Origin of the sequence: Clostridium culturomicium (assembly GCF_000821305.1) — a bacterium.
In the GTDB taxonomy this organism is placed as follows: domain Bacteria; phylum Bacillota; class Clostridia; order Clostridiales; family Clostridiaceae; genus Clostridium_J; species Clostridium_J culturomicium.
On record NZ_CCXK01000017.1, the window covers coordinates 350,232 to 366,999 of the forward strand.

General features: G+C 31.3%; 14 protein-coding genes, 1 pseudogene and 1 other annotated feature. Of the genes and pseudogenes, 7 read left to right on the top strand and 8 right to left on the bottom strand.

What is annotated here, in order from left to right; genetic code table 11:
* Window positions 1–145: 145 nt before the first annotated feature.
* The 7 genes from BN1075_RS14150 to BN1075_RS14180 form a co-directional block, all read right to left on the bottom strand.
* The gene (locus BN1075_RS14150; RefSeq protein WP_040193864.1) at window positions 146–2,158 is read right to left on the bottom strand and encodes an FtsX-like permease family protein; all 2,013 of its coding nucleotides are present in this window, start codon (window positions 2,156–2,158) and stop codon (window positions 146–148) included.
* Window positions 2,148–2,915, bottom strand: a complete 768-nt coding sequence (locus BN1075_RS14155) for an ABC transporter ATP-binding protein (RefSeq protein ID WP_040193865.1) — start codon at window positions 2,913–2,915, stop codon at window positions 2,148–2,150. The genes BN1075_RS14150 and BN1075_RS14155 overlap by 11 nt, the downstream gene beginning before the upstream one ends.
* A gap of 240 nt (window positions 2,916–3,155) precedes the next feature.
* Window positions 3,156–4,172: a sensor histidine kinase gene (locus tag BN1075_RS14160; RefSeq protein ID WP_040193866.1), complete on the bottom strand. Its 1,017-nt coding sequence runs from the start codon at window positions 4,170–4,172 to the stop codon at window positions 3,156–3,158.
* Window positions 4,169–4,837, bottom strand: coding sequence for a response regulator transcription factor (locus tag BN1075_RS14165; RefSeq protein ID WP_040193867.1), 669 nt, complete (start codon window positions 4,835–4,837; stop codon window positions 4,169–4,171). Before BN1075_RS14165 ends, BN1075_RS14160 begins: the two co-directional genes overlap by 4 nt.
* Window positions 4,838–5,092: 255 nt before the next feature.
* Window positions 5,093–5,500: a hypothetical protein gene (locus BN1075_RS14170; protein ID WP_040193868.1), complete on the bottom strand. Its 408-nt coding sequence runs from the start codon at window positions 5,498–5,500 to the stop codon at window positions 5,093–5,095.
* A 186-nt stretch (window positions 5,501–5,686) separates the two neighbouring features.
* Window positions 5,687–6,637 (bottom strand): carbohydrate kinase family protein, encoded by a 951-nt coding sequence (locus tag BN1075_RS14175; protein ID WP_040193869.1) that lies wholly within the window; start codon window positions 6,635–6,637, stop codon window positions 5,687–5,689.
* Window positions 6,638–6,744: 107 nt separating this feature from the next.
* Complete coding sequence (locus BN1075_RS14180; RefSeq protein ID WP_040193870.1) at window positions 6,745–7,224, bottom strand: hypothetical protein; 480 nt, start codon at window positions 7,222–7,224, stop codon at window positions 6,745–6,747.
* A 457-nt stretch (window positions 7,225–7,681) separates the two neighbouring features.
* Here BN1075_RS14180 and nrdE point away from each other — a divergent pair, with 457 nt between their 5' ends.
* From nrdE to BN1075_RS14210, 6 genes are all read left to right on the top strand, one after another.
* Complete coding sequence (nrdE, locus tag BN1075_RS14185) at window positions 7,682–9,781, top strand: class 1b ribonucleoside-diphosphate reductase subunit alpha (protein ID WP_040193871.1); 2,100 nt, start codon at window positions 7,682–7,684, stop codon at window positions 9,779–9,781.
* A gap of 11 nt (window positions 9,782–9,792) precedes the next feature.
* Entirely contained in the window at window positions 9,793–10,764 is a 972-nt protein-coding gene (gene nrdF, locus BN1075_RS14190; protein ID WP_040193872.1) for a class 1b ribonucleoside-diphosphate reductase subunit beta, read from the top strand.
* Between the two features lie 489 nt (window positions 10,765–11,253).
* Window positions 11,254–11,514, top strand: a binding site (T-box leader).
* Window positions 11,515–11,587: 73 nt separating this feature from the next.
* Complete coding sequence (locus BN1075_RS14195; RefSeq protein WP_040193874.1) at window positions 11,588–12,631, top strand: methionine ABC transporter ATP-binding protein; 1,044 nt, start codon at window positions 11,588–11,590, stop codon at window positions 12,629–12,631.
* Window positions 12,591–13,271, top strand: a complete 681-nt coding sequence (locus BN1075_RS14200; RefSeq protein WP_040193875.1) for a methionine ABC transporter permease — start codon at window positions 12,591–12,593, stop codon at window positions 13,269–13,271. The genes BN1075_RS14195 and BN1075_RS14200 overlap by 41 nt, the downstream gene beginning before the upstream one ends.
* Window positions 13,272–13,515: 244 nt before the next feature.
* Window positions 13,516–14,325 carry a MetQ/NlpA family ABC transporter substrate-binding protein gene (locus BN1075_RS14205; protein WP_040193877.1) on the top strand — a complete coding sequence of 270 codons (810 nt, stop codon included), beginning with the start codon at window positions 13,516–13,518 and terminating at the stop codon, window positions 14,323–14,325.
* A 122-nt stretch (window positions 14,326–14,447) separates the two neighbouring features.
* On the top strand, window positions 14,448–15,593 hold the full coding sequence (locus tag BN1075_RS14210; RefSeq protein ID WP_148315516.1) for a M20 family metallopeptidase: 1,146 nt from the start codon (window positions 14,448–14,450) through the stop codon (window positions 15,591–15,593).
* A gap of 63 nt (window positions 15,594–15,656) precedes the next feature.
* Here the strand turns inward: BN1075_RS14210 and BN1075_RS14215 are convergent, their stop codons facing one another.
* Window positions 15,657–15,851 (bottom strand): hypothetical protein, encoded by a 195-nt coding sequence (locus tag BN1075_RS14215; RefSeq protein WP_040193878.1) that lies wholly within the window; start codon window positions 15,849–15,851, stop codon window positions 15,657–15,659.
* 235 nt (window positions 15,852–16,086) lie between these two features.
* Between BN1075_RS14215 and mscL the strand changes: the two are divergent.
* Window positions 16,087–16,491, top strand: a pseudogene (gene mscL / locus BN1075_RS14220) (large-conductance mechanosensitive channel protein MscL); the annotation flags it as partial.
* Between the last annotated feature and the right edge of the window lie 277 nt (window positions 16,492–16,768).

Below are 16,768 nucleotides of genomic sequence, written 5' to 3' on the forward strand. Positions count from 1 at the left end.
TATCATGTAAATTTAGTATGAATCATTTATATTTTTTAAAAAATAAGGTAAGAACCATTATAAAATGGGAATGATAATATTACTAATTGAGGTGTTTTTCTAATACCCTTAAATTATCATTCCCATATAAAATAAATTTTTGAAGTTATTCTATTGCACTTTTATAGCCAAGATATGTGGCGTAAAAATATCCTCCATATACCACAATAAAGATTAAAGCAGTAATCAAGGCTGAGAATAGTATGTCATAGTTACCAAAGGTTTTTAAATACTCTTCTACAACATTAATTCCTACAATTGAGTGCACAATTGCTAGAGATAAAGGAAGCAGAAAGAAGGTTAATACCTCTATTAAAATACTTTTGTTAATCAGGCTCTGTGATGCACCAATTTTCTTTAAAGCTTCATATCTATCTAAGGAATCATTACATTGAGATAGTTGCTGAAGGGCTAACACAGCTGCACTGGAAAGCAAAAATACAATTCCAATATATATTGCTATAAATAGTATTATTGTAGACATTCCTGTGCTTGCGTCATAGGCTATTTCCTTAGTCATTCCACTTAATTTAATTTCGCTTTCAAAGGAAGGGGTCCCCATAGTAACATATTTATCAAGCAGCTTATTGACCTCAGCTATCTTTTGCTCCTTGTTTTCTCCAACATAAATAATGTTTATAGTCTCATCTTGAGGAACTAAAGCTTCACAAAATTCATCTGGCATGATCAAAGAAAATAAATTATTGCTGGCTGGGGAGGTAGCTAAGGAATCCTCTATAACTTTCTTTTCTTTAATTTTATAAGTTTTGCCATTGATTTCAACCTGATTATTTTCCTCAAAGAATCTTTCAATGGTTGGTATTAAATTATCATAATTTGAAGAAATATAAATCTCATCTTCCTTTAAATCTAAAGGTTCTTCACCAAGCAACTCCCTGTTCTTGTTTAAATCTGAAACTGAAATAACTTGTGATTTTTCAAAGGCTGGATTGAAGTTTATAAGTTCAGAAGCTGAATCAGTATATTTTCCCATCATGTTCTTTACACTAAAATCTATTATATAGCTATTCATGGTTATATAGTTAGTGCTGTCATCTAAAACAATTCCTGTTGTCTTTAATGCTTCCTCTATTGGAATATTGCTTGCCTCATTGTCTTTATCTAAGGAAAAGGATAAATCAAAGGTTGTATATTTCTTAATGCTTGTCTCAAAGGAGCTTTTAATACTAAAGCCTGAAGTTAAAATTCCTATGGTAACAAATAACATTAAACATATAACAGTCATTGAAATAAAGTTTGTTGTAAATTTACTTGTGATTTGACGTATTGTAAAAGTATTTAAGCTTTTATAATAGGTGCTCTCATTTTTCCTTAAAATAACTAATATAACTGAAGATAAGCCATAGAAGAAACCTAATGTTCCGAGAATTCCTAGTATAATTGCTGCCATAAACCTTTTATCAAAGAAATTCAAATTAGTTATAACTGCAAAGTAATAAGCTACACATAAAATTATCATAGATAAAAGTAATATTATTGCTGATACTATGCCATTTCTTACACGAATTTTTTCGCTTTTTCTTGAAGAATTTATTAAATCTATTAGCTTATATTTTGATATTACAAAGATATTAAATAGAATAACTACAAAATAAATTAAATTAAAATAAGAAATTGACTTTATAACTGCTGCCTTAGAAAATACAAATCTGAACTTAGATAATTCAACTAAAAACAATTTTACGGTTAGAATTGATAAGCCCTGTGAAAGTATTATTCCAAGTATTAATCCTGCTATTAATGAAATACATCCTACTATAAGGGTTTCGATAAATAGAATAAGTGAAATTTTTCCTTTTCCCATTCCAAGCATCATATAAATTCCAAATTCTTTTTTTCTTCTTCTAATAAGAAAATTAGTGGCATAAATTATTAATCCACTCAAAATAAAGGATACAAATACCGATACTACTGATATTAAAGTCTGCATTACCTCAACATAGGACACTTGTACTGCACTCATCTCTGTCATTGCCATCTGTGAGTCTATGGAATTAAAGCAGTAAAATATACATACAGCAAAGGTAAGTGTTAAAAAATAAATTGCATAATCCTTAAAGCTCTTTTTAATATTTTTTATGGCTATCTTAGAATACATCTGAAGTGTCACCTCCAAGTAGAGTAACTACTTCAATTATCTTATTGAAGAAATCTTTTCTGCTGTCATTTCCTCTAATTAATTCATTGAAGATTTTTCCATCCTTTATGAATAAAATTCTATGAGCATAGCTGGCTGTAAAGGCATCATGGGTAACCATTAAAATTGTTGCTTCTAATTCTTTATTCAGCTTTTCCATAGAGGTTAAAAGCATTCTTGCTGACTTAGAATCAAGGGCACCTGTAGGTTCATCTGCAAGAATTAAAGATGGATTTGTTACTATTGCCCTTGCCGCTGCAACTCGCTGCTTTTGTCCACCTGACATTTCATAAGGATATTTACTTAAAACATCCTCAATGCCTAAGCTTTTAGCTGCATCTTCAATTAATGGTCTTATTTCTTTTCCAGACCTTCCACCAATAGTTAAAGCTAGTGAAATATTTTCATAAGCAGTTAAAGTATCTAAGAGATTAAAATCTTGAAATATAAATCCCAATTTGTTCATTCTAAACTTATCAAGTTTTTTACCTTTCAATCTTGTGATATCACAATCTTCAATTTCAATTGCGCCTGTAGTAACCTTATCTATGGTTGAGATGCAATTTAATAGAGTTGTTTTACCACTTCCCGATGGACCCATAATGCCTATGAATTCCCCTTTATCTATGGTAAAACTAATATCATCTAGGGCTTTTGTAATATTATTCTTGCTTCCATAATATTTTTCTACATTTTTAACTGTCAAAATACTTTTCATAAATTAAACCTCCATTTTTTCAGGAAAGTGTCAAACCAAACTTAGTTTTATTCTGTTTTGTTCGAGCTTCCTCCGCTTTCATTAACTAAATTATAAATCTGCCCTAGAATTGAAACTATCGAAAAATCTTTCAACTTTCTTTCAATTTTGTAAGAAAGCTATTATATACATTTTCATGATGGACAAATAAAAATCCTCTCAAACCTGAAGTTAAGGTTTAAGAGGCAGCATTAGCTAATTCTATTTATGCAGATGGGTTAAATATCCCAAAGGAAACACAAGGTTAACCTTTGTTCCTTTATCATATTCAGAGGTCAAAGTGATATTTAAACCAAGTTTTAAGCAAAGCTTCTTACAAAGATATAAGCCTATTCCAGTTGATCTACCATATATCCTGCCATTATATCCAGTAAACCCTTTTTCAAATACTCTGTCCACATCCTTTGCTATTATTCCGATACCATTATCTTCAATAGTTAAAATTAGCTTATCTTTAGAAAGGATTGTATAAGCTTTGAGTTGAACATTATGTTCTTTTTTATATTTAATTGCATTGATAATGATTTGATTAATAATAAATTCAAGCCACTTTTCATCAGTGATAACTTTTCCAGTTACATTCTCTAAATCAATTTGAAAATGTCCATTAATTAGCTCGAAGCGGTTATTTCTAATTACCTTATTAAGGATGTCTCTAATTTCAAATTCTTTAATAAGGTAATCCTTATTTACATCAGTACTTCTAGAGTAATATAGAACCTGCTCCACGTAGCCCTCTATCTTCTTAGTTTCATTTTGTATAATAGTCTTTGTTTTTCCTTCACTATTTTCTGCCACTAACTTTGTTAGGGCAATTGGAGTTTTAATTTCATGAACCCAGGTTTCAATATATTCTCTGTACTCACTTTGCATTATTTTATATTCATTGACGTGTTCATGCATAGCTCTATTACATTCTTCTAAGACGTCATATATAAGCTGACCTTCATAGGAGCTAGGTCTGTTTATAACCTCAGGAAGTAGATATTTTTTATCTAATTTATTTGTAAGTGTAATAATTTCAGAATAAAATCTTTTTTTAGTGAAAAAATCAAACATCATAAATATAAAGATAGGCATAAACCAAACAAAGGCTAAAAGCACAATTATGATAGGTGTAGAGTTTGATACTTTTAACATGATTGAACAGAATAAAAAAATAATTATATTTAAGACTAAAAAAGGTATTTTATCTATAATATATTTTTTTAAGCTCATATCAGAATATACCCCATGCCTCTCTTAGTTTCTATGGAATTCTTAAGACCTATGCCATCAAGTTTTTTTCTTATTCTAGTAATATTTACTGACAAAGTATTCTCATCAACAAATAAATCAGAACTCCATAAATAATCCATGAGCTCATCCCTTGTAACAATTGTTTCCTTATTCTTCAGCAAGCAGCTTAATATTTTAATTTCATTTTTCGTTAAATCAACTGTTGCTGCCTTATAAGCTAATGTTCCAGTTGTTATATTTAATTTAAGACCTTTATGCTCTAAAATATCCTGAACTTTTCCACCTGAACTTCTTCTTAGTACCGAAGCTATTCTAGCTAAAAGAATTTGGGTATTGTAGGGTTTAGTAATAAAATCATCGGCTCCTAAATTCATACTCATAATTTCATCCATATCACTATTTCTGCTGGTTACAACTATAACTGGAGTATTTTTTTCTTTTCTAAGTTCACGACATATATAATAACCATCATAATAAGGTAAATTTACATCTAAAAGAATTAAATCTGCATCATCCTTTAATACAGTATTCATTATATTATCAAATCTATCTGGTCCATAAGCTTCATATCCATATCTAGAAAGAAACTCTATTAACTCATTTTTAAATTCTTTGTTATCCTCAATTATCATAATTTTTTCCAATATAAACACCTCAATGATATTATATTTTAAAATTTTCATTAAGTCTAATTCTTTTATAAATAAACTTATTGGGAATAGGTTTGCAAAGCATTATTGATAAACAAGTCAGAGTTTTTTAGTGAAAATAAAGGTAAAAAAATGAAATTAATGCAATAATTAAGTTGAAAGAAAAACAGTTTAAATTTATAAATTTTATTAAAGAAAGCCCTGCCAAGTAGGAATCTATATAATTCTACTTGTAGGGCCATTATTTATCTAAAATTTTTTATATCTATTTAATGTTGTGCCTAAAAATACTAAAAGTAGAGTTGAGGAAGTACTTTCCAATCGGAAATTAGCAGTAACGTTGCTATCAGGATTATATTCCAAAATCACTTTAGAGGTAAGATTATTATTCACAACAAGAGCCTCTAAAATAAATTGTGTGCCATCATCTATATTTAAGGTACTTAAATCAAGAGTACAAGTTTCATTACCACCATAGCTAGGACTAATTGATAGTCTAGCTGTATTATTATCAAGAGCCCATTTTGCAATGGTGGCAGAGTTGTTGTAGCAAACAATCTTTGAACACTGAAGCACTGATGATGAAATGTTGTCATCAATGAGGCAATCATCATGTTTTTTTATATCAAGTGTACTGTTCTCTGCCTTTTTACTCATAAAAATTCTCCTAAAGATTGATATCACCTATTATTTAAGCTACATACAGCATGTCCAATAATATGCTTATTATAGTATATGTTTTTAAATAATTTTAGGAACATAATATGTAGATAAATATTAGTAGTTTGTATAAAAAAAGTCTTAACTATGGTTAAATAGTTAAGACTTTAAGTAAAGGAGACATTATAAGAGTGTAAGTTCATGGGGTGATGGCATTGCTGGAATTGCGCCTCGTCGTTGAACGCAGATACATGCAGCAGTGTTGGCAAACTTAGTGAAATCTATAACTTCACTCAAGGTAATTTCCTTTGGGGTCTTATTGGATTTTCTTAAGCAGTATAAAAAAGCTCCCCAAAAGGCATCTCCAGCACCAGTGGTATCTATTGCAGCAACCTTTTTGGAAGGTACCTTTGCACAGCCTTCCTTTGTAGCTACGAAAGCACCTTTTTCTCCAAGGGTAAAGGCTGCAATGGAGATACCTTTGTTTAGAAGGAATTCAGCTGCTTTTTCAAGGTCTTCTTTACCAGTAATTAAATTCACTTCTTCATAAGATAATTTTATTACATCTACATAATCTAAAACATTAGTCATTTTTTCAATAGCATTTTCTTTGCTTTTCCAAAGAAGTGGACGATAGTTTGGGTCATAAGAGATTATGGCTCCAGATTTTTTTGCATGGTTCACTGCAAAATGAGTTGCTTCCCTAGCTGGGTTATCAGTGAGGGAAAGGGAACCAAAGTGAAAAATTGTACTATCCTCTATTAAAGCAAGGTTAATTTCTTCAATGGTAAGCTGAGTATCAGCTCCAGGATTTCTTGCAAAAGTAAAGGCTCTATCACCTTTTTCATCAAGACTAACAAAGGCTAGGGTAGTAAAGAAATTGTCATCCATAATAAGCCCGCTAGTTTCTATGTTAGCTTTGCTTAATATATTTTTTAAAAATACTCCCTGCATATCATTTCCTGCTTTTCCTATGAAGGCTGTTTTAAGACCAAGCTTTGCAGCGCAAGCAAGAACATTAGCAGGAGCACCTCCAGGGTTTTGCTCGAATACCATCATGCCTGCTTTTGAATTAGGCATTGGGGTATAGTCTATAAGAATTTCACCTAGTGCAGTTATATCATATTTTTTCATAGTAAGCTCCTTTAGTTGAATTTAAGATATTCATATCAGAGAAGATATTCTGCTTACGCATCTTCATCTATGGAAGTTAATGTAATAAACGTTTTTTATATAGATACTTAGTTTATTTTCAAATAAGGAATTAAAGGTGTAAGTAATGAGGTTAGAATGTTATTTTCATTTATTTTCCATTCATTATCTTCTTTACCAAGATGTAAATTCAGTTCTACAGGTGTTTCCTCCATTGAAATTTTATCTTTTAAAGTAAATGAAATTTTATAACTATGCAAATCTGGATTGGGGTTATCTTGTGGCTTTATAGAAAGATCGAGAACTTGTAACTCTACATCATCTATGAAGCGTCCTGAAAGATTTCCTCCGATAGCTCTTTTAATACAAAAATCTTCATAGGCTGTAGATGTCAAATATTCTTCATAAGGTTCAAAATCGTATTCATTGTATGTGTAAAATGTATTAATAAAGTTTGTAATTAGTGTTTTGTCTTCTTTTTTATTTTTAGTTAAGCATCCGGAAAGTAGAATTGACGTAGTAATTATTAGTAATAAAATAGTAATTTTTAAGAATTGTTCTTTTTTCATATTAATCAGCACCTCTCTTACTAAAACTATTGATAGGGGAATTTAGTTTGAAATATTTTGAAGTTGTAAAAACGATTTCTTAATTACATAATTCGCTAACTTAACATTATATGATTCAATCTGTCCCTAAAAACAATATCATTACATTATTTTTACAAATTAAATACTAGTATAGTATTTATGAGTAGATTCATTATGTATTATATGAATATTATACTATAAATTTACATTTAAAATAAGGGGTTACATTTTAAAGCTTTTTATGAATGTTTTAGACATAATGAAATTAATTCGATAATAATTATTGATAAATAATAATTATTGAACTATAATTAGATATAAATGAAATCTAACAAAAACACTATATATAGTAGGGGGTATAATATGACTTACTATATATAGTGCTTTTCTTGTGAAAGGTTGATTTAATACAGAGAAATTATAAGGATGTGGAATTGTGAATTGGATTGAACTTAATAACCAGGTAATCATAAGAAATGAAGAGGGACAATATCAATTAGAAAAGGATAAGGAAGCTTTAGAATGCTACTTAAATGAAAGTATAGATAAAAAAATGATGAAGTTTAACTCTTTAATGGAGAAGTTAGATTATCTTATAAAACATGATTATTATGATGAAAATGTTATAAATAAATATAGCAATGATTTTATAGAGAAGATTTATAATCATATAGAAAAAGAAAAATTTACTTTTAAATCTTATATGAGTGCTAATAAATTCTATCAAAATTATGCACTTAAAAGTGATGATGGAAAATACATATTGGAGAACTATAATGATAAAGTTCTAATTGTTGCTCTCGCTCTTGGAAATGGTGATGAAAAGTTAGCTTTTAACATTGCAGATAAGCTGATAAATCAGGAGTTTCAACCTGCAACCCCAACCTTCTTAAATGCAGGAAGAAAAAGAGCCGGAGAGATGGTTTCCTGCTTCCTCCTAACTGTAGAGGATAGTTCTGATGGTATATCTTATGCAATTTCTTCAGCAAACCATTTATCTAAAATTGGTGGGGGAGTAGCTTTAAATCTATCTAGGCTTAGAGCTTCAGGTGAGGACATAAAAGGAATTCGAGGAGCAGCAGGTGGCGTAATTGGAGTAGCTAAAATGCTTGAACAATCCTTTAGTTACTTTAACCAGATGGGAGCTAGACAAGGTGCAGGGGCTGTGTATTTAACTGTTTTCCATCCAGACTTTGACATGTTAATGGATTCAAAGAAGATAAATGCAGATGAAAAGATTAGACTTACATCTTTATCCATAGGAGCAGTTATCCCAGACAAGTTCATGGAGCTGGCTGAGAAGAATGAAATAGGATATGCCTTTTATCCTCATACCATATTCAAAAAGTATGGAGTACGTCTTGATGAACTAAATATGGATGAATGGTATGATAAGCTTGTTAATGATGCTGATATTCGTAAAAAGGAAATTAATCCAAGACAGATGCTTACAAGGATTGCACAAATGCAACAGGAAAGCGGATACCCTTACGTGATATTTATAGATACAGCCAATAAAGAGCATACATTAAGAGATGTGGGCAAGGTTAGAATGTCTAATCTATGTTGTGAAATATTCCAATATCAAACTGAGTCAGATATTAATGGATATTCTTGTGATAATGTATGGGGACAAGATATTAGCTGTAATTTAGGGTCCTTAAACATTGCCAATGTAATGGATAATAAGGACATAGAAAATACTGTTGAAACGTCAGTAAGAGCTTTAACCTTTGTTTCTGATAAAACAAGTATTAATCAAGTTCCCACAATAAAAAATGGTAATAGTAAATCCCATGCAATTGGACTAGGAGCAATGAATCTTCATGGTTATCTCATGAGAGAAAATATCCTTTATGGTTCTGAAGAAGCTTTAGATTTTGCAAATGTATTCTTCGCAATGATGAGATACTATTCTATAAAAGCTTCCATGAATATTGCAATGGAAAGAAAAGAAGCTTTTTATGGCTTTGAGAAATCAGAGTATGCAAAGGGAATGCACAGTGAGGTTTTAGGAAAATATGCACAAAATTCGTATTCGCCTAAAACTGAAAAGGTTGAAGAATTATTTAAAGGAATTTATATACCAACAAAGGAAGATTGGATAAACTTATTAAACCAGGTGAAGGAAAATGGAATATATAATGCATACCTATCTGCAATAGCGCCAACGCAGAGTATTAGTTATGTTCAAAACTCGACCTCAAGCATAATGCCAATTACAGAACCAATTGAGGTAAGAACTTATGGAGATTCAACAACAATCTATCCAATGCCATTTTTAACAAATGAAAATATGCTGTATTATAAGTCTGCCTATAGAATGGATATGAGAGAAGTAATTGATATGGTTGCAACAGTACAGGAGCATGTGGATCAAGGAATTTCAACAACTCTCTTTGTTACTGACGATAAGACCACTAGAGATATTGCAAGACACTATATATATGCATATAAAAAAGGATTAAAGAGTTTATATTATACAAGAACGAAAATGACCAGAGACAGTAATGAATGTCTTATGTGTTCAGTTTAGGAGGGTGACTTATGACATTTAGTTTAAATAGAATTCATAAAGCTGTTAACTGGAATAATGAAGATGACGGATTTACACAAGCCTTTTGGGAGCAAAATGTTAAACAGTTTTGGCTTCCAGAGGAAATTTCAGTTTCAAAGGATATAAAGGTTTGGGCGGAATTAAGGGATGAAGATAAAGAATTATATAAAAAGGTTTTAGCTGGCTTAACTCTTCTTGATACAAAGCAGGGAAATAACGGAGTTCCATCCATGATGAGCTTAACTGAAAACCTTCAAAGAAAAGCAGTTTTATCCTTCATGGGAACCATGGAAGAAATTCATGCAAAGAGTTATTCATCTATATTCATGACGTTACTATCAAAGGTTGAGATTGATGAGCTTTTCCAGTGGATAGAAACAGAGCCAACCTTGCAGAAAAAGGCTGATTTAATCCTTGCTCAATATGAGAATACCACAGATAATAAAAGTCTTTACTTATCTATGGTAACCAGCGTATTTTTAGAGAGTTTTCTATTCTATTCAGGGTTTTTCTTCCCACTATACTTAGCTGGTCAAGGTAAAATGGTGGCGAGTGGAGAGATAATTTCTCTTATACTAAGGGATGAATCTCTACATGGTAAATATATAGGACTGTTAGCACAAGAAATTTTTGATGGCTTTAATGAAGGTGATAAAAAGGAACTTAAGGAAAGAGCTTATTCAATCTTTGAAAGTCTTATGGAGAATGAAATCAACTATACAAATGGGATATATGAGCATAGCGGTTTAGTTGATGAAGTTGTAGATTTCTTAAAATATAATGCAAATAGAGCTCTAAATAATCTTGGATTTGAAGATTATTATAAAGTAGGTAACATTAATCCAATAGTTTTAAATGGCTTAAGTGTTGAAACAAAGACCCATGATTTCTTTTCAACAAAAGGTAATGGATATCAAAAGGGGATTTATGAAGAGTTAGAAGATGAGGATTTTATAGTTTAATTTATGAATTAAAAGTTAAAAAAGAATTGAGTAGAATATTCTGCTCAATTCTTTTTAGTTATTTTTAGTTATTTTTAGTTATTTTTAGTTATATAAATATACTTATCTTTAAAAAAATCTCTTCACAACCACTGCAAAGCAAATAATAAATAAAAAAAGAATTATTAAGTTGAAAAATGTCAACATAAAGGTATCTAAATTAAAAGATAGCTTATACATAAATGAACCTCCTTAATTTGAGAGGAAAGGTAAGGTTTGACTGTGTTTAAACTCCAGCTTCTGAAAACTATAGATTAATTATATAAGATATTATACCATAATTTTGAAAATGTATATAATAGAAATCCGTTGCATAATAAAAAGTATATTTATGATTTTTCAAATGATTAGAATAAAAAGATAATGTTTACAGTGTAAAAAATAAAAAATATTCAAAAAAAGGTATTGTAATCAAAAAACTACTGTGGTATTATCAATATAAAGTTAAACATAAACGTGTTGAAGAGGAAAGTAAATTTAGGATGTCTCTTACAGAGAGCTTCGGTAGCTGAAAAGAAGCAGAGAATAGTAAATTGAAAATGGCCTTGGAGTGGTGCAGGCGAGATTCAAGAGAATTAAGGTTGCAACGGGTTCGCCTGTTATAGCGATAGAGTATAATCATGATTTTCATGACGTACTTGAAGAGGTTTATATTGTGAGATATGAATGAATTAGAGTGGTACCGCGAGTTTATACAGCCTCGCCTCTAGTTAGTTATAATTAAAACTAACTGGAGGCGGGGCTTTTTGTTTTTACATAAAGTCATTAAAAGGAGGGAGCAGTAGTGATAGAGATTAAAAACATCAATAAAACATTTGGGGAAGGACAAGGTAAGGTAGAAGCATTAAAGGAGATAACACTATCCATTGAGGAAAGAGATATTTTTGGAATTATTGGTTACAGTGGTGCTGGTAAAAGTACATTAATCAGATGTATAAATGGTCTTGAAAAGCCATCAAGTGGTGAAATAAATGTATTAGGAAAAAATATTAATGAGCTAAAAGAAAAGGAGTTAAGAACTATAAGAAAAGACATAGGTATGATATTTCAGCATTTTAATTTAATGGGCAGTAGGGATATCTATGATAATATTGCATTTCCGTTAAAAGGAAGAGCTATGAGTAGCATTGAAAAAAAGGAAAAAGTTAAAAAACTTCTTCAGTTGGTAGGACTAGAAGATAAGGAAAAAGCATACCCATCACAGCTAAGTGGTGGACAAAAACAAAGGGTAGCAATAGCGAGGGCCTTAGCAACAGAACCAAAGATACTTTTATGTGATGAAGCAACATCAGCATTAGATCCGATGACTACTAAGTCAATTTTACAACTTTTGAAAAAGATTAATGAAGAATTAGGAATAACAATAGTTTTAATTACTCATCAAATGGAAGTGATTAAGGAAATTTGTACAAAGGTTGCAGTTATGGAGCAAGGAAAGGTCGTTGAGGAAGGGTCTTTAGTTAAAGTATTTACAAGTCCAACTAGTACCATAGCTAAAGAATTTGTTACAAAGAATTTTCATTATGAGAAGTTTGGAAGCGAAGGGCCAAATAGAGTTAGCAGGCTTTTACAGCTTAAGTATGTGGGTGAACCTGCCAGTGAACCATTAATTTCAGTGATTTCACAGAAATTTGGAGTTACTGCTAATATTACTTTTGGAAACATTGAAAAGCTTCAAGAGGTTTACTTTGGAAACTTGGTTGTGGAGCTGGAAGGCAGTGAACAACAGGTAATTCAAGCAATAGAGTATATGAAATCAAAGAAGGTTGAAGTGGAGGTTATAGAGGATGAACGAGTTACTTATAAGAATTATTCCCAATGTAGTTGAGTATTTTCCAGAAATGATGAAGGCTATAGTTGAGACCTTTCAAATGGTTGGGGTAGCAACTGCTATTTCTGCAGTATTAGGAGTTCCACTAGGGGTATTTTTACTAGTTACTTCACCAGGACATGTGTTGGAGAATAAAGCAGTAAATAGCATTTTTAGCAAGGTTACAAACACCTTAAGATCTATTCCTTTTGTTATACTAATTCTAGCGGTGAAGCCTATTACAAAAGCATTAGCAGGAACCACCATTGGAACAGCTGGAGCAGTAGTACCCTTAGTAATTGGGGTCACACCTTTTATTGCAAGACAAATAGAAGCAGCTCTTCAAAAGGTAGATAAGGGTGTTATAGAAGCTGCAAAGGCTATGGGGTCAAGCCCAGTGGAAATTATCACAAGAGTTATTTTAAGAGAAGGCTTGTCAGGTATTGTTCATGCAATAACAATTTCAGTAGTAAGTCTAATCGGATATTCAGCTATGGCGGGAACTGTAGGAGGCGGAGGTCTTGGAAATTTTGCAATTCTATATGGATATCAAAACTATAAGATGGATATCATGGTTGTCACAGTAATTCTTCTTATTATTATGGTAAGTGGAGTGCAGAAGTTTGGTGACTGGGTTGCTGGAAAGTTTGCTCATTAAGTGACAGTTTAAATTTATGATTTAGTTACTGGAGTCTATTCAGTGAAGTTCTTTTGGAAACAAGAGAGAAGGTATTTATTTAAGTGAATATCCAAATCTGAATTTAGAAAATATGACTATACTTATTCTAAGAAAGAGAAATGGTATTTTAAAATAAATAAAAAATAAATCATAAACAAAGTAAAAATAGAAGAAAATATTTACAGAATATTATGAATATTTAAAAATAAAGGAGAGTATTGAAATGAAAAAAGTTAAAGGATTAATTTTAACAGTTTTATTAGGAGCTTTATTAACAGGTTGTGGTAGCAAAGGAGCAGGTGAGGATAATCATATTAAGTTAGGGGTAAATGGTACTGATTTTAGAGTTTGGGATTATGTTGAGGAAGAGCTTGCTAAGGAAGGTATAGACCTTGAAGTAGTAACCTTTGCAGACTATATTCAACCAAATCAAGCTTTAGCAGAAGGAGAGATAGATATTAACTCCTTCCAAACACAAGTATACTTTGATCAGTTTAAAGAAGAGCATAATCTAGATTTAATCAGCATTGGAGATACAGTGTTTGCACCAATGGGTATATATTCTGAAAAGCTTAAGGATGTAGCTGACATTGGAGAAAAGGGGAAGATTGGAATTCCTAATGACCAAACCAATGGAGGAAGAGCCTTACTACTTTTAGCTGATGCAGGAGTAATAAAGCTTAAAAAGGATGCTGGATTAACACCAACTATCAAGGATATTGAAAGTAATCCAAAGAATGTTGAAATAATACCTATGTCAGCACAACAGATTCCACTTTCTCTTGGTGATTTAGAAGTTGGGGTAATTAATAGTGGAGTTGCAGTAACTGCAGGATTAAAACCTCAAGAGGATTCAATTTATATTGAAGATCCAACAGCAGAAGGAAATGAAGCTTACTACAATATCTTTGCTGTAAGAAAAGAAGATGAAAATAATAAAACTTTAAAAAGATTAGTTGAAATTTATCAAACAGAGCCAGTTAAAGAAATTTTAGATGAGATGTACGATGGAGCACAAGTGCCACTATTCTAAGTTTCACTATGTTGATCTTCATGGTCACTAATTTATACCCTGAAGGAATAGAGTCTTACAGAAACACTATTACTATTCCATAATTTAGACCAGAGAGATCCATAATTTTAAAGGAGGATATTATGAGTATTAAGGAAAGGATAATTGAAGTTATAGATAGCAATAAGGACAGGTTTATAGAAATTAGTCACTTGATTCATGAAAAACCAGAGGTAGGAAATAAGGAATTCTTTGCTTCAAACCTTTTAATAAAGGAACTTGAGAACCATGGTTTTTATGTTGAGACTAATATAGCAGGCCATGAAACGGGCTTCATTGCAACAAAGAAAGCTTCAAAGGAAGGAGCTACTATTGGATACCTAGCAGAGTATGATGCGCTGCCAGGACTTGGTCATGGTTGTGGGCATAATATAATTGGAGCAAGCAGCATAGCGGCAGCTATAGCACTTGGGGAAGTTATTGAACAATGTGGAGGAACAGTAAAAGTATTTGGAACTCCGGCTGAAGAAGGGGGAGAGAATGGAAGTGCTAAAGGAAGCTTTGTCAAGGCTGGAGTTTTTGAAGGTGTAACAGCTGCAATGATGGTGCATCCAGGTTCCTATACTCAAAGAACAGGTAAGTCTTTAGCTGTTGCACCCATAGACTTTGAATTCTTTGGAAAGCCTGCTCATGCTTCTGGTTGTCCAGAAGAAGGAATAAATGCATTAGATGCTATGCTTTTATTCTATAATGGAATTAACGCATTAAGACAACAGGTTACTTCAGATGTGAGAATACATGGAGTGATTTTAAATGGAGGAGAAGCTCCTAATATTATTCCAGAGTATACAAGAGCACGATTTTACTTAAGGGCAGCCACGAGAGAAGCTCTTGAAGTTCTAACCCATAGAATTATAAATATTGCACAAGGTTCAGCAATATCAACAGGGTGTACAACAAGTCATACGTACATTCAAAATATAGTTGAAAATTTGGTTCCGAATGTAGCTCTTGATAATATCTTTGAAGAATGTATTGAAGACTTAGGTGAAATGGTTGAAAGGAGCATAAAAAAAAGTGTTGGTTCAACGGATACAGGAAATGTAAGTCATGTGGTACCAACTATTCATCCAACAATTTCAATCTGCGATGAAGAAATACCAGCCCATACTGTGGAGTTCAGGGAAGCTGCTTGTTCCACAAAGGGGGATAAAGGCTTGATATTGGCAGCTAAGGCTTTGGCTTTAACAGGCTTAAAGGTAATAGAAGATCCAGACATAGTTAGATAACTGTATAAAGTTTTATGAAGCAAAAAGGAAGTCTCTCTTTAGACTTCCTTTTTATATTGAAAGTTACCTTACAATTACATATAATTTTATGTAAGGATTATTTATTTTAGCTTCAAATTTATTTTCTTGTATATTATAATCAAAGTTGTTAATTTTATTATTGCTACATATGCTAGTATAAGTGCTTGCCAAGAGTTTGGTTTGGTAATTGCTAGTTGCTTTAAATAATTTTTTTGTTGCAATTTTATATGTTTCCATAGTATACTCCTAACTATATTTGAAAAATATTTGTGCATTTAAAAGTCTGTAATTTACAGATGTGATAGCACAAAATAATGTTTAATTAAATTAATATAGTTAGAGTATGATAAAAATCGCATTTCAAATTGTTTGGAGTGAAGAGGAATTGCATAGTTTAAAATTAAAGAGGAAAATTAATATATATAATAAATAATATTAGAAGTTGAAAAAATTGGGAGGGGATTTAGTACGAATGAAAAAGTTTATATCAGAGTTTAAGTCTTTTGCGTTAAAGGGAAATATATTTGATTTAGCTATAGGTGTTGTAATTGGGGGAGCTTTTAATAAAATAGTATCATCTCTTGTTACAGATATAATAATGCCTATTGTAGGTTTCTTAACAGGTGGAATTAACTTTACTGAATATAAAATAACTTTAGTAGAAGCTATTGGTGATAAGGCAGCAGTAACTCTTAATATTGGGTTATTTATTCAGAATGTTGTTGATTTCTTAATTATTGCGCTATCTATTTTTGTAACAATCAAAGTAATAGCAAAACTAGAAAAAAGAGTGAAGAAAGAACAGAAAGATGAAGAGAAGAAGACTCCTGAAGAGGTTATACTTCTAAAGGAAATTAGAGATTTATTAAAGGAAAATAATCAGGGATTAACAAAAGAGGAAATGTTACAGAAAGAGAACGAAGAAGTTGTAGATATGCCGCAAGAAGGTAACTTGACATATGAATAGAAAACTTCATTAAGTTATCAGAAGATCGGGTTAATGTAGATATTTAGCTTCATAATACTGTAACACTTACTTAAGTGAGTTGTTATAATATCTTCAAGAATTTAAAAACTGTGCAGTTTACAATTGCTTTGGGAATGAATTTCAGTATCTGAGAGGAGAACTTTTTTATAAATTGAAATCGTGATTT

Excerpts from the sequence above, each read along its gene's own strand:
- BN1075_RS14160 (WP_040193866.1), bottom strand. The coding sequence starts at position 4,172 with ATGAGCTTAAAAAAATATATTATAGATAAAATACCTTTTTTAGTCTTA.
- BN1075_RS14175 (WP_040193869.1), bottom strand. The coding sequence starts at position 6,637 with ATGAAAAAATATGATATAACTGCACTAGGTGAAATTCTTATAGACTAT.
- BN1075_RS14215 (WP_040193878.1), bottom strand. The coding sequence starts at position 15,851 with ATGGAAACATATAAAATTGCAACAAAAAAATTATTTAAAGCAACTAGC.
- BN1075_RS14205 (WP_040193877.1), top strand. The coding sequence starts at position 13,516 with ATGAAAAAAGTTAAAGGATTAATTTTAACAGTTTTATTAGGAGCTTTA.
- BN1075_RS14150 (WP_040193864.1), bottom strand. The coding sequence starts at position 2,158 with ATGTATTCTAAGATAGCCATAAAAAATATTAAAAAGAGCTTTAAGGAT.
- nrdF (WP_040193872.1), top strand. The coding sequence starts at position 9,793 with ATGACATTTAGTTTAAATAGAATTCATAAAGCTGTTAACTGGAATAAT.
- BN1075_RS14200 (WP_040193875.1), top strand. The coding sequence starts at position 12,591 with ATGAACGAGTTACTTATAAGAATTATTCCCAATGTAGTTGAGTATTTT.
- BN1075_RS14210 (WP_148315516.1), top strand. The coding sequence starts at position 14,448 with ATGAGTATTAAGGAAAGGATAATTGAAGTTATAGATAGCAATAAGGAC.
- BN1075_RS14155 (WP_040193865.1), bottom strand. The coding sequence starts at position 2,915 with ATGAAAAGTATTTTGACAGTTAAAAATGTAGAAAAATATTATGGAAGC.
- BN1075_RS14180 (WP_040193870.1), bottom strand. The coding sequence starts at position 7,224 with ATGAAAAAAGAACAATTCTTAAAAATTACTATTTTATTACTAATAATT.
- BN1075_RS14170 (WP_040193868.1), bottom strand. The coding sequence starts at position 5,500 with ATGAGTAAAAAGGCAGAGAACAGTACACTTGATATAAAAAAACATGAT.